The sequence below is a fragment of the Telluria sp. LT2P34 genome (assembly GCF_059685915.1).
This window is the reverse complement of the sequence record NZ_JCASIN010000001.1, coordinates 261,244-273,586: the sequence shown is the minus strand read 5'-3', so window position 1 is coordinate 273,586 and position 12,343 is coordinate 261,244. Positions and strand designations below refer to the sequence as shown.

Annotated in this window: 10 protein-coding genes; 6 read left to right on the top strand and 4 right to left on the bottom strand. The window is 68.2% G+C overall.

Annotated elements, in window-relative coordinates; all coding sequences use genetic code 11:
• Positions 1-58 precede the first annotated feature (58 nt).
• The 4 genes from cphA to AC56KZ_RS01265 form a co-directional block, all read right to left on the bottom strand.
• On the bottom strand, positions 59-2,650 hold the full coding sequence (gene cphA, locus AC56KZ_RS01280; RefSeq protein ID WP_497160323.1) for a cyanophycin synthetase: 2,592 nt from the start codon (positions 2,648-2,650) through the stop codon (positions 59-61).
• On the bottom strand, positions 2,647-3,531 hold the full coding sequence (locus tag AC56KZ_RS01275; RefSeq protein ID WP_497160322.1) for a cyanophycinase: 885 nt from the start codon (positions 3,529-3,531) through the stop codon (positions 2,647-2,649). The genes cphA and AC56KZ_RS01275 overlap by 4 nt, the downstream gene beginning before the upstream one ends.
• A 1-nt stretch (position 3,532) precedes the next feature.
• The gene (locus AC56KZ_RS01270) at positions 3,533-4,441 is read right to left on the bottom strand and encodes an isoaspartyl peptidase/L-asparaginase (protein WP_497160321.1); all 909 of its coding nucleotides are present in this window, start codon (positions 4,439-4,441) and stop codon (positions 3,533-3,535) included.
• Positions 4,442-4,570: 129 nt separating this feature from the next.
• Positions 4,571-5,029, bottom strand: a complete 459-nt coding sequence (locus AC56KZ_RS01265; RefSeq protein WP_497160320.1) for a DUF2244 domain-containing protein — start codon at positions 5,027-5,029, stop codon at positions 4,571-4,573.
• A gap of 175 nt (positions 5,030-5,204) precedes the next feature.
• Here AC56KZ_RS01265 and AC56KZ_RS01260 point away from each other — a divergent pair, with 175 nt between their 5' ends.
• The 6 genes from AC56KZ_RS01260 (at position 5,205) to AC56KZ_RS01235 (ending at position 12,316) form a co-directional block, all read left to right on the top strand.
• Positions 5,205-6,491, top strand: coding sequence for an Hsp70 family protein (locus AC56KZ_RS01260; protein WP_497160319.1), 1,287 nt, complete (start codon positions 5,205-5,207; stop codon positions 6,489-6,491).
• Positions 6,492-6,516: 25 nt separating this feature from the next.
• Positions 6,517-7,164 (top strand): 3'-5' exonuclease, encoded by a 648-nt coding sequence (locus AC56KZ_RS01255; protein WP_497160318.1) that lies wholly within the window; start codon positions 6,517-6,519, stop codon positions 7,162-7,164.
• A 159-nt stretch (positions 7,165-7,323) separates the two neighbouring features.
• A complete protein-coding gene (locus AC56KZ_RS01250) occupies positions 7,324-8,727 on the top strand; it encodes a tetratricopeptide repeat protein (protein WP_497160317.1) in 1,404 nt (467 codons plus the stop codon).
• 100 nt (positions 8,728-8,827) lie between these two features.
• A complete protein-coding gene (locus AC56KZ_RS01245; protein ID WP_497160316.1) occupies positions 8,828-10,978 on the top strand; it encodes a prolyl oligopeptidase family serine peptidase in 2,151 nt (716 codons plus the stop codon).
• A gap of 70 nt (positions 10,979-11,048) precedes the next feature.
• The gene (locus AC56KZ_RS01240) at positions 11,049-11,615 is read left to right on the top strand and encodes a sigma-70 family RNA polymerase sigma factor (RefSeq protein ID WP_497160315.1); all 567 of its coding nucleotides are present in this window, start codon (positions 11,049-11,051) and stop codon (positions 11,613-11,615) included.
• Positions 11,612-12,316, top strand: a complete 705-nt coding sequence (locus tag AC56KZ_RS01235; RefSeq protein ID WP_497160314.1) for an anti-sigma factor — start codon at positions 11,612-11,614, stop codon at positions 12,314-12,316. Before AC56KZ_RS01240 ends, AC56KZ_RS01235 begins: the two co-directional genes overlap by 4 nt.
• Positions 12,317-12,343: the final 27 nt, after the last annotated feature.

Sequence of the window (12,343 nt, the reverse complement as noted above, 5' to 3'; positions counted from 1 at the left end):
GCGACGATGTAAATATGGGCCCGTCAGGGCCCTTATTCGTTTTGCGTCCGCACAAGCCTCACACCGCCTCGGCCTCGATCCGCCGCGCGAGCTCCGGCCGGGTCGGGCGCAGCGCTTCGGTCAGTTCGGAGATCGACGAGCCGCAGCCGAACACCAGCACGTCGCCGCTCTGGCACAGGGCCAGGCCGTGGCGGATCGCACGGTGCACGTTCAGTTCGAGGGCCAGCCTGTCGGCGGCGATGCGTCCGAGATGCGCGCCCTGCACCAGCAGGGCGGCGACTTCGCCTTCGCCGCGGCCGCGGTTTTCGGTTTCGTACACGACCAGGTCGTCGAAGCCGGCGGCGCAGGTGCGGCCGATGTCGACCAGGTCGGCGTCGCGCCGGTCGCCGGGCGCGGCGACCACGCCCACGACCCGGCCCGGCGTCATCGCGCGCGCCGTTTCGGCCAGCGCCGCATAGGCCGCGCAGTTGTGGGCATAGTCGACGATCACCGTCACGCCGTCGACGTCGAACAGGTTCGAGCGCAGCGGATTATGCTTGCTGTCGGAAACGAAGCTGCGCATGCCGGCCACGAGTTCCGCGTTGCCGAAGCCGCTCGCGGCCAGCGCCGCGCAGGCCGCCAGGGCGTTGGCGATGTTGTAGCGCGCGCAGCCTTGCATCGACACCGGCATCTGGCGCACGTCGAGCAGTGCCTCGTGGCGCGCGCCGGTGGCCAGCACCAGGGTGTTGTCCTCGAGGTAGGCGCCGCGCCCGCCGCGCTCCAGGTGGCGCAGCAGCACCGGGTTGTCGGCGTCGAGCGCGAAGTACAGCACTTCGACGCTGTCCGCCAGGTCTTTCGCCATCGCCACGCAATAATCGTCTTCCGCGTTCAGCACCACCGCGCGCGAGGCGCGCTGGGCGACCACGGCCTTGACCCGCGCCAGATCCTCGACCGTGTCAACGCCGTCCAGGCCGAGGTGGTCGTTCGACACGTTCAGCACCACCGCCACGTCGCAGCGGTCATAGGCCAGGCCGCGCTTGAGAATGCCGCCGCGCGCCGTCTCCAGCACGGCGAAATCGACCTCGGGCGAACTGAGGATGGCGCGCGCCGAGCGGTAACCGGTGCAGTCGCCCTTCATCGTCAGGCGGCCGTCGATGTAGACGCCTTCGGTGGTGGTCACGCCCGTGCGCAGGCCGGCGAGGCGGGCGGTATGGGCGATCAGGAGCGAGGTCGTGGTCTTGCCGTTGGTGCCGGTGATGGCGACCAGCGGGATGCGGCCGTCGTCCTGGCCGAACAGGGCCTCGACGATGGCGGCGCCGGCGTCGCGCGGTGTGCCGCGGCTCGGGTAGTGATGCATGCGGATGCCGGGCGCGGCGTTCACTTCGATGATGCCGCCGCCCTGTTCGCCCAGCGGCTGCGCGATATCCTGGCAGACGATGTCGATCCCGGCCACGTCGAGCCCGATGATGCGGGCGGCGCGCAGGCAGATGTCGCGGGTTTCCTCGGGCAGCAGGTCGGTGACGTCTTCGGCGGTGCCGCCGGTCGACAAGTTGGCGTTGCCGCGCAGGTCGACGCTGAGGCCGGCCGGGAGCACCGAATCGAAGTCGAAGCCCTGTTTCGCGAGCGTGGCCGCGGCCAGCTCGTCCATCGGGATCCTTGTGAGGATGTTGGTGTGGCCGTCGCCCCGGCCCGGCTTGCGGTTCTCGCGCTCGACCAGTTCGCGCACGCTGGCCTTGCCGTCGCCGAGGACGCAAGGAGGGCGGCGCCACGCGGCCGCCGCAATTGTCGACCCCGTGACCAGCACGCGGTAGTCGCGCCCGGCCAGGAACTGTTCGACGATCACATGGCGGCCGTACTGCCGCGCATGCGCAAAAGCGCGCTCGACTTCGTCAAACGTGGTGCAGCTCGTGGTCACGCCCTTGCCCTGGTTGGCGTCCAGCGGCTTGATGGTCACCGGGCCCAGCAAACGGCGGGCCACGCGCTGGGCGTCGGCCAGGGTGCTGACCGTGGCGCCGGCCGGGACCGGCACGCCGGCCTGCTCGAGCAGGGTCTTGGTCAGCTGCTTGTCGCCGGCGATGCCGACCGCGATCGAATTGGTGGCGCCCGTGATCGTCGCCTGCAGGCGCTTCTGGCGGCTGCCCCAGCCGAGCTGGAACAGGTTCGCTTCGTCGGTGATGCGCAGGGCGGGAATCCCGCGGCGCCGGGCCGCGTCCACCACGGCGCCGGTGCTGGTGCCGATCGCGTAGTCCCCGGCGGTTTCCTTGAGGGCGGCGACGGCGGCGTCGATGTCGACCCCGCCGCCTGTCGCCAGCACCTTGATCATGCGGATGGCCATCTCGAGCGCCTGGCCCGCGACTTGTTCGGTGCGGTAGCCGCAGACCGCGCGGCGCGCGTCCGGCTTGCGCTGCACCGCCAGCGTTTGGCTGAACGGGGCGGGGGCGCCGGCCAGGCGCTGCAGTTCCATCACGACCGGTTCGACCGCGTCGGCGATACAGGCGACGCCGGCCTGGCCCGCCGGGGTGTCAAGCGCCAGGCCGGGCAGCAGGGCCTGGAGGCGCGCGCCGAAGCCGGGAACCGGGGCGGCGCCCGATGCGTCGAGGACGGCCATCAGGCAGGGGGCGGCGCTGTACAGGTTGGGACCGCGCAGGAAGCGCTTTTCGAGGAGTTTCATGAGATCGGGTTCCGTTTTGTGACAGTTTCCAGGAATTCGCGCAGCGAGGGCGACATCGGCCGCTCCAGCGGTTCTTCATCCGTCGGCAAGCGGTAGCGGCTGCCGGCCGGCAGCAGGTGCAGGCGCACGTCGATCAGTTCCGGCGTCGCGTGGTCGCGGATGTCGGCGATGTTGGTGTCCATCGTGCGCCCGTCGACGACGGTGACGGAACCCTCGCCCACGATTTCGATGCCGCGCCCGCGTTCGATGATCAGGGCGGTGTCCTCGTCGATGCCGATGCCCTGCAGGTAGGGGTTGTGCGCCACCACCGACAGCAATCGCGCCAGGCGCTGGCGCTCCGAGAAATGCTGGTCGATGACGACGCGATGCAGGAAGCCCAGGCCGGCGCCGAGGCTGACCGTGCCTTTTTGCGGCAGCAGGTCGGTCTTGCCCTGGGCCAGCATGTGGCCCGACATGGCCGAGGCGCCCGCGCTGGTGCCGCCGATGCAGGCGCCGTGCACCTTCAGCGCCGTGTGCATCGCGGCGTCGAGCGCGGTGCCGCCGATGATCGCAAGCAGGCGCTTTTGGTCGCCGCCGGTCATGAAGATGCCGTCGGCTTCAGCCACCATGCGCACTTTCGCTTCGTCGTTGGCATCCTGGCGGCTGACCAGCGGCAGGTGGAAGCGCTGGCGCACGCCGAGATCGCCGAAAGCCTTGTCGTAGATGTCCCACATGTCGTCGGCGATCGTGCTGGCGGCAGTGATGACGACGATGCGCGCTTCCGGGCCGCCGGCCAGTTCGACAAAGCGGGTGAGGATGGCCTTGGCATGCTGGCGGTCTTCGCCGCCGCCGATGATGACGAGGTGGCCGTGGACCGAGGTCCGGTGCACTTGGGTTTTCATATTATTCGGCGATGGTTGCGGTTGGCATATGGGTGTTGCTGCACGACGCCGCTTCGGTCCTGGTGACGGCGATCAGGCCGGTCGGCGCTTGCTTGTCGATCAGGTCGATGGCGCGTTGCAGCGCCTGTTGCAAGGGCATGCCCGCTTCGATCCAGCCGTAGACGGTGCGCGCCAGCAGATGGCGAATGATGTGCTCGCCGATGCCGGTGGCCGCCACCGCGCCCAGCGGACCGGCATAGAAGCCGCTGCCCACCAGGGGCGTATCGCCGACCCGTCCCAGCAGCGACGGCGACGATCCGCCGGTCGAGCCGGCCACGGCGAAATGACCGTCGGGGGCGCGCACCACGGCGCCGACGGTGTCGTGCGCGGCGCCCGGCGGCAACTGCAGCGGCGTTTCATAGTTCCAGAAGCGCGCGAAGCTGCCATTGTCGACGCCCGGCATCATCGGCTTCGCGCCGGCCAGCTCCTGCAAGACCTTGTCATGCTTCTCGCGCTGGCTGGCGCGGATCGACTGGGCTCGCTCCAGGCCCAGCTTGCGCGCGAACTGTTCGGCGCCGGCGCCCGCCAGCAGCACGTGCGGCGTATCGGCCACCGCGCGCGCCAGCAGGATCGGGTTGCGCACGTCGCGCAGCGCGGCAACCGCGCCGAGGCGCCCGCGCGTGTCCATGATCGCGGCGTCCATCTCGATCGTTGCGCCGTCGAGGCAGAGTACGGCGCCGGTGCCGGCGTTGAAGCGCTCGTCTTCCTCGAGAACGAGGACGGCGGCGATCGCGGCATCGAGCGCGTCGCCGTTTTCCAGCATGTGTTCACGGCCGCGCCGCGCCGCTGCCTCGCAGCCGTCGGCAAACGCCAGCGGCTCGCCCGCGCCGCCATGGGTGACGATGGCAAAGCCATGCAAATCCTTGCTCATTTATTCTCCTGGATCAGCACGTGTGCTAATAGAGAATTATGCAAGGCGGCATAGACAACACCTATCGGTTGTGTCGCCGTGTGTATGTAAGAAAGAACTTACAAGGAAGACAACTTTTTGCCGCCGAGGTCAGGAAAGCAGGCGCATCGGGTGGGAGCGCAAGGCGCGGTGGAGTTCGTGGGCAACCTGGACCCGTATCGGTTCCGAGACATAGCTGCCGATTTCAACGCTCAGCTCGCGCGACTCGAGCCGGATCAGCTTGCCCTGGCGCGGCGCCGGCGCATGGACCCGCAGACGCCGCGGATCGAACCGCAGCTCTTCGCGCTGGCCGGCGTCGATGCGCTCGACAGTCAGGCAGTCCTCATGCAGGGCGATGCGTTCGACGTCGAGCGCGTGGCGCGCATAGTGCAGCAGCGCCAGTCCGACGGCCAGCATTTCCAGCAGCGCAAAAGCCAGCACGATCCAGATACCCTGCAGCAGGAATACCAGCGCGATGCCGAAAGAGGCCGTGCACAGCAGGGCGTAGACCGCACCCGACTGGCGCGGCGTGAGCGAACAATTGCGTTTCAGGACCCAGACATTCGACATTGCACCCGCCATGAGGTCGGCTCGATACAGTCAGTATAGCGATGGCGCCGCACGCCCGCCGCGCGTGACGGGCGCGCAACGCCACGCCGTCCCGGTTCGCCACGGCAAGTGGATTCTGGTAAAATTTCGCCCCTTCAATGCGTGCCCCTGCGGGGCGCGTTCCGTAAAGGCAGACATGACGAACGCATGCGGCGTCGACTTCGGTACGTCGAACTCCACGGTTGGCTGGATCCCACCGGGCAGGAACACGGCTGCAACCGGGCCGGGCGCGGTCGTGGCGAATTCGCTGCTGACCCTCGAGGATGGCAAGCCGACCCTGCCGTCGGTGGTGTTTTTCAATGCCGACGACGACGAGGTGCGCTACGGCCGCGCCGCGCTGGCCGACTACCTGGCCGGCTACGAAGGCCGCCTGATGCGCTCGCTGAAAAGCCTGCTCGGTACCAGCCTGATGGACGGCCAGACCGAGGTTGCCGGCCGTTCGCTGCCGTTCAGGCTGCTGCTGGCCCAGTTCATCGGCGAGGTCAAGCGGCGCGCCGAAGTCCAGGCCGGGCGCGGTTTCGAGCATGCCGTCTTCGGGCGGCCGGTCTTCTTCATCGACGATAATGCCCAGGCCGACAAGCTGGCCGAGGACACCCTGGCGGAAGTGGCGCAGAGCGTGGGCTTTCGCGAGGTCTCCTTCCAGTACGAGCCGATCGCCGCCGCTTTCGATTACGAATCGCGGATCGAGCGCGAGGAACTGGTCATGATCGCCGACATCGGCGGCGGCACCTCGGACTTTTCGCTCGTGCGCCTTGGCCCCGGCCGCGTCGGCAAGCCCGACCGGCGCGACGACATTCTCGCCACCGGGGGCGTGCACATCGGCGGCACCGACTTCGACAAGTACCTGAGCCTGGCCTCGGTGATGCCGCTGCTGGGCTACCGCAGCGCCCTGCGTTCCGGCGCCGAGATCCCGTCGAGCTATTATTTCAACCTGGCGACCTGGCACACGATCAACCAGGCCTATACCCGCAAGAGCATCGCCCAGCTCGACGAACTGGTGCGCGACGCGCGCGAACCGGCGAAGCTGGCCCGCCTGAGCCACCTGATCGAGGAACGCGCCGGCCACTGGCTGGCGATGCAGGTGGAAAGCGCCAAGATCGGCCTGTCCTCGAGCGATTGCGTGATGCTCGAACTCGACCGGCTGGCGCCGCCGGAAACCCTGCGCATCGAACGCGCCGGCTTCGAGGACGCCATCGGCCAGCTGCTGGGCAGCATCGACGCCACCGTGCTGCGCCTGCTGGCCGACGCCGGTGTGGCGCCGGGCGCGGTCGATACCGTCTTCTTTACCGGCGGCTCGAGCGGCGTGGGTCTCCTGCGCGCGCGCGTCGGCGCCCTGGTGCCGGAGGCGCGCAAGGTCGAGGGCGACCTGTTCGGCAGCATCGGCGCCGGGCTGGCACTCGACGCTTTACGAAAATTCGGCTGAGAGTCGAGACTTTACAAGGATCGCCATGACCATATTCGAACGCCCGATCGTGATGCTCGACTTCGAGACCACCGGCCTGTCTCCCGCGATGGGCGACCGCATCACCGAGGTGGCGGCGCTGCGCATCGTCGGCGGGCAGGTGATCGACCGCTATGTCTCGCTCGTCAATTGCGGCGCGCGCATCCCGGCCTTCATCACCAGCCTGACCGGCATCACGCAAGAGATGGTCGACGCCGCGCCGTCGGCACGCAGGGTGGTGCCGGAACTGCTCGACTTCATCGGCGCCGATGCGCTGTCGGCCCATAACGCCAGCTTCGACGAAAAATTCCTGGTCGCCGAAAGCGAGCGCCTCGGCCGTGCCTGCGGCCACGTCGGCCTGGTCTGCTCGCTGAAGCTGTCGCGCCGCGTGTTTCCGGGCATGCCGAGCTACAAGCTGGGCCAGTTGTCGCGGCAGCTCGGCATCGCCTTTCGCAGCGCCGCCCACCGCGCCGAGGCCGATGCCGAAGTGGCGGCCGAAGTGCTGATCCACATCGGCCGCCATCTGGGGTCGAACTACGGCCTGGCGCAGGTGACGCCGGACTTGCTGGTATCGGTGAATAAACTTGCTGCCGGCAAGGTGCACGGCTACCTGGGCAAGTACGCCGCCGACAAGAGCGCCGCGCCCCCGCCTTGAGGGCGGGCTCGGCAGGGGCGCGGCGCGTTTTTTCATGTGTGCCGGCGCCTGCACGATTGCGCGCAGTCAAACCCGCCATGCATCCGACTCATTAAACTTTTGTTAATACTTATGAGGCCGCTTGCCTGCGACGCCGACGCCCCAACCCGGGAGAGGGAAATGAACCGCCAGAAGCTCCAGAACGAGAGCCAGCAGACCTATATGTGGTTTCGCGAGGCGGCCGAGCGCGGCAACGCCTATGCCCAGTTCAATCTCGGCCTGATGTACAAGAAAGGCAAGGGCGTGCCGCGCGACGACGCCGAGGCCGTGCGCTGGCTGCGCCGCGCGGCGCTCCAGGGCCTGGCCTTTGCCCAGAACCACCTCGGCGCCATGTACTACCATGGCCGCGGCGTCCAGCGCTGCGACGGGGAAGCGGCGCGCTGGTTCCGCCGCGCCGCCGAGCAGGGCGATGCGTCGGCCCAGCAGAACCTGGGCCACATGTGCCGCCAGGGGCGCGGCGTGGCCGTCGACGCCGAGCGCGCCCTGTCCTGGTATTACCGGGCCGCCGAGCAGGGCATGGCCGGCGCCCAGAACCAGCTCGGCGAATGCTACCTGTACGGGAACGGCGCCGCCATCAATTATCCGCTTGCCATGGCCTGGTTCCGCAAGGCCGCGCTCCAGGACGACGCGCCGGCGCAGCTGAACCTGGGCTTGATGTACAAGCGCGGGCAGGGCGTGGAGGCGAGCGACAGCCAGGCCCTGTACTGGCTGCGCAAGGCCGCCGCCGCCGGCGAGCGAGGCGCCCAGCGCGAACTGGGCATCGCCTATGCCGAGGGGCAGGGCGTGCGCGCCGACCCGCGCCGCGCCTGCGCCTGGCTGCAGCGCGCCGCCACCCATGGCGACCGCGAGGCCCAGTTCCGCCTCGGCACCATGTTCGCCAAGGGCAGCGCCCACGTCCTGGGCGAGCGCGACGAGGCGCGCGCGCTCGACTGGTACATGCGCGCGGCAAGCCAGGGCCATACCGGCGCCCAGTACAACCTGGCCAGCATGTATGCCTGCGGCCGCGGCACCGAGCCCGATCAACAGCAGGCTGTCGAATGGTATCGGCGCGCGGCCGAGGCGGGCGCGGCCAACGCCCAGTTCAGCCTCGGCGTCATCTATGCCAACGGCCAGGGGGTCGAAAAGGACGACGCGCGCGCCGCCGAGTGGTACCGCCTCGCCGCCGAGCAGGGCGACGCCAGCGCCCAGAACAACCTCGGCGTGCTCTATGCCAGCGGCCAGGGCGTGGCCCAGGACGACCGCCTCGCGGTGTTCTGGTACGAGCAGGCCGCCGAGCAGGGCCATGCGCTGGCCCAGTACAACCTCGGCGGCATGTATGGCAGCGGGCTGGGCGTGGCGCGCGACCCGGTGCGTGCCTACATGTGGATGCTGCTCGCGGCCGAGGGCGGCGACGCTACCGCCAACGTCAACAAGTGCATCGTCGCACGCCGCCTGAGCCCGTCCGAAATCGGCTGGGCGCTCGACCTGTCGCACAAATGGCGGCTCAGCCATCGCGACGTCCTGCCGCAGCGGCCGGCGCAATAGACCCGCCCGGGCCCGCCCTGCGGGTCCATATCGCTTCCTGCCGGGTTTCGCGCTATGATTGCTTTCGGCACATTTCGCCAGAGAAGACAAAGAGAAGAATATGCACATGAGACATGCAACGCTCGGCCTCGCCCTGATGGCGGCATTCGGCGCCGCCGGCAACGCCGCCTGGGCCGCCGCCCCGGCCGCCTGCACCAGCGCCGCCCCGGTGGCCTATCCGGTGACCCAGAAAGTCGCGCAGACCGACAATTACCACGGCACGGTCGTCGCCGACCCTTACCGCTGGCTGGAAGACGCCAACAGCGCCCAGACCAAGACCTGGGTCGATGCCCAGAATGCGGTCACCCAGGCCTACCTGGGCCAGATCCCGCAGCGCGAAGCGATCCGCCAGCGCCTGACGAAGCTGTGGAATTACGAACGCTACTCGGTGCCGTCGAAAGAAGGCGGCCGCTATTTCTACACGCGCAATGACGGCCTGCAGAACCAGTCGGTGCTGTACACGATGAAGTCGCTGGGCGACGAGCCGCGCATGCTGCTCGACCCGAACAAGCTGGCCGCCGACGGCACCGTCGCCCTGGCCGGCGCCGAAGTCTCCCCGGACGGCAAACTGCTGGCCTACAGCACCGCGGCCTCGGGCTCGGACTGGAACGAGATTCGCGTGCGCGATATCGAGAGCGGCAAGGACCTGGAAGACCACGTCAAGTTCGTCAAGTTCTCCAGCACTGCCTGGACCAAAGACGGCAAGGGCTTCTTCTACAGCCGCTACGACGAGCCGAAGGAAGCGACCAAGCTGGCCGACGTCAACTACTTCCAGAAGCTCTACTACCACCGTGTCGGCACGCCGCAGAGCGCCGATACCCTGGTCTACGACCGCGCCGACCAGAAGGAATGGGGTTTCGGCGGCCAGACCACCGACGACGGCCGTTACCTGGTCATCACCACCACCAAGGGCACGGCCCCGAAATACCGCGTCTCGTACAAGGATTTGTCGAAGCCTGATGCGAAAGTCGTCGACCTGGTCGACAACTTCGATGCCGGTTACGATTTCATCGACAACGTCGGCACCGTGTTCTACTTCAGCACCGACCGCAAGGCGCCGAAAAAACGCATCGTCGCCATCGACGTCAGCAAGCCGGGCGAAGCGAACTGGAAGGAAATCGTCGCCGAGGGCAGCGATACCCTGGCCGGCGCCGACATCATCGACAACCAGCTCGTGCTGAAATACCTGAAGGATGCGCGCAGCGTCGTGCGCGTGCACGACCTCAAGGGCAAGCCGGTACGCGAGATCGCGCTGCCCGGCATCGGCGCCGTCAGCGGCCTGGAGGGCAAGCGCAACGAGGCCGAGACTTTCTATTCCTACACCAGCTTCACCGCGCCGACCACGATCTACCGCCTGAACCTGAAGACCGGCCAGAGCACGGTGTTCCGCCAGCCGAAGGTCGACTTCGACCCGGCCCAGTACGAGACGCGCCAGCAGTTCTTCACCAGCCGCGATGGCACCAGGGTGCCGATGTTCATCGTCTCGAAGAAAGGCATCAAGCTCGACGGCAGCAATCCGACCTACCTTTATGGCTATGGCGGCTTCAACATCTCGATGACCCCGGGCTTCTCGCCGGCCAACCTGGCCTGGATGGAAATGGGCGGCGTGTATGTCGTGGCCAACCTGCGCGGCGGCGGCGAGTACGGCGAAGCCTGGCACCAGTCCGGCACCAAGCTGCAAAAGCAGAACGTGTTCGACGACTTCATCGGCGCGGCCGAATGGCTGGTCGCGAACAAGGTGACCTCGCCGGCCAAGCTGGCGATCGGCGGCGGCAGCAACGGCGGCCTGCTGGTGGGCGCGGCGATGACCCAGCGTCCGGACCTGTTCGGCGCGGCGATCCCGATGGTCGGCGTGATGGACATGCTGCGCTTCCACAAGTTCACCATCGGCTGGGCCTGGACCTCGGACTACGGTTCGGCCGACAACCCGGAAGAGTTCAAGGCCCTGGTCAAATACTCGCCGCTGCACAACCTGAAGGCCGGTACTTCCTATCCGGCGACGATGGTCACCACCGCCGACCATGACGACCGCGTGGTGCCGGCGCACAGCTTCAAGTTCGCAGCCGCCGCCCAGGCCGCCCAGGCCGGCTGCAACCCGGTGCTGATCCGCATCGACGTCAAGGCGGGCCATGGCGCCGGCAAGCCGACCACGAAGCAGATCGAGGAAGTGGCGGACCGCTGGGGCTTCCTGGCGAAATCCCTGAAGATGTAAGTGCAAGCGCTGTAGATCTGCCATCCGGGCTGCCGCAAGGCGGCCCGTGACGTTTTCACAGGAGTAGCCCTTGAAGAATGCGCCGGACAATTTCGACTACAACGCGGCGCTGGCCGCCTGCGCCAACGGAGACCAGCATGCGCTGCGCAGCATCTATGACCGCGACGCCCGTTCCCTGCTGGGCGTCGCGCTGCGCATCCTGCGCCGGCGCCAGGTGGCCGAAGACGTGCTGCACGACGCTTTCCTGAACATCTGGCTCAAGGCGCGCAGCTTCGATCCTGCCCGCGGCGAAGGCCGCGGCTGGATCTACAGCATCGTGCGCCACCAGGCGCTGAGCGTGGCGCGCGGGAGTGGCCGCGAAGTGCAGGGCGATGAGGAAGCGCTCGACGCGCACCAGCTCGACGCGGCCGCAGCAAACGGCGCCCGGGTGCTCGACGCTTTCGAACGACAGCAGGACCTGGGCCGGCTGCACGATTGCCTGGTCGGGCTCGACCCCGCCAAGCGCAACAGCATCCTGTACGCCTATGTCGACGGCTGCTCGCATGCGGAGATCGCGGCGCGCATGCAGTCGCCGCTGGGCACGATCAAGGCCTGGATCAAACGCGGCTTGACCGCATTGCGGGAGTGCATGGGATGAGCGCGACACACGAACAGGAAGACCGCGAGCTGGCCGGCGAATACGTGCTGGGCACCTTGCCCGCGGGCGAACGCCGGCGCATCGAGCTCGCCTTGCCGATCGATGGGGTATTGCGCGCCGCGGTAGAGGAATGGGAGCGGCGCCTGCTGCCGCTGACGCGGCTGGCCGAGCCGGTCGAGCCGTCGCCGCAATTCTGGGCGCGGATCGAGGCGTCGATTGCGGCGGCCGCAGCCCCGGCGCCCGTCAGGCGGGAGCCATGGTGGCAAGGACTGAGGCTGTGGCGCGGCCTGGCCGCCGCCGGCTTTGCAGCCGCGGCGATGCTGGCCATCGTGCCCCGTTTGCAGCTGGACGAGGCCGGCCCGCGCTACCTGGTGGTACTGGCGACTCCGGACAACAAGGCGCCCGGCTGGGTCATGCGGATGGAAGAGGATGGCGCCTTGCGCCTGGTGCCGCCGCAGGGAAGCACCGCAGTGCCGCCGGACCGGGCGCTGCAATTGTGGACCAAGGCCGATAACTGGAAAGGCCCGGTCTCGCTCGGGCTGGTCCAGCCGGGGCAGGCGACCAGGGTGTCCCTGGGCAGCCTGCCGCCGCTGCAGCCGAACCAGCTCTTCGAGATCACGCTGGAACCGAAGAGCGGTTCGCCGATCGGGCGTCCGACCGGCCCGATCCTTTACATCGGCCGGGCGGTCCAGGTGCTGTAGGCGGCGCGGGCGCGCCGTCTTCAGCCG

What these genes read in the sequence shown, in the direction of transcription:
- cphA (WP_497160323.1), bottom strand. Translation starts at nt 2,650, where the DNA reads ATGAAACTCCTCGAAAAGCGCTTCCTGCGCGGTCCCAACCTGTACAGC.
- AC56KZ_RS01275 (WP_497160322.1), bottom strand. Translation starts at nt 3,531, where the DNA reads ATGAAAACCCAAGTGCACCGGACCTCGGTCCACGGCCACCTCGTCATC.
- AC56KZ_RS01270 (WP_497160321.1), bottom strand. Translation starts at nt 4,441, where the DNA reads ATGAGCAAGGATTTGCATGGCTTTGCCATCGTCACCCATGGCGGCGCG.
- AC56KZ_RS01265 (WP_497160320.1), bottom strand. Translation starts at nt 5,029, where the DNA reads ATGTCGAATGTCTGGGTCCTGAAACGCAATTGTTCGCTCACGCCGCGC.
- AC56KZ_RS01260 (WP_497160319.1), top strand. Translation starts at nt 5,205, where the DNA reads ATGACGAACGCATGCGGCGTCGACTTCGGTACGTCGAACTCCACGGTT.
- AC56KZ_RS01255 (WP_497160318.1), top strand. Translation starts at nt 6,517, where the DNA reads ATGACCATATTCGAACGCCCGATCGTGATGCTCGACTTCGAGACCACC.
- AC56KZ_RS01250 (WP_497160317.1), top strand. Translation starts at nt 7,324, where the DNA reads ATGAACCGCCAGAAGCTCCAGAACGAGAGCCAGCAGACCTATATGTGG.
- AC56KZ_RS01245 (WP_497160316.1), top strand. Translation starts at nt 8,828, where the DNA reads ATGCACATGAGACATGCAACGCTCGGCCTCGCCCTGATGGCGGCATTC.
- AC56KZ_RS01235 (WP_497160314.1), top strand. Translation starts at nt 11,612, where the DNA reads ATGAGCGCGACACACGAACAGGAAGACCGCGAGCTGGCCGGCGAATAC.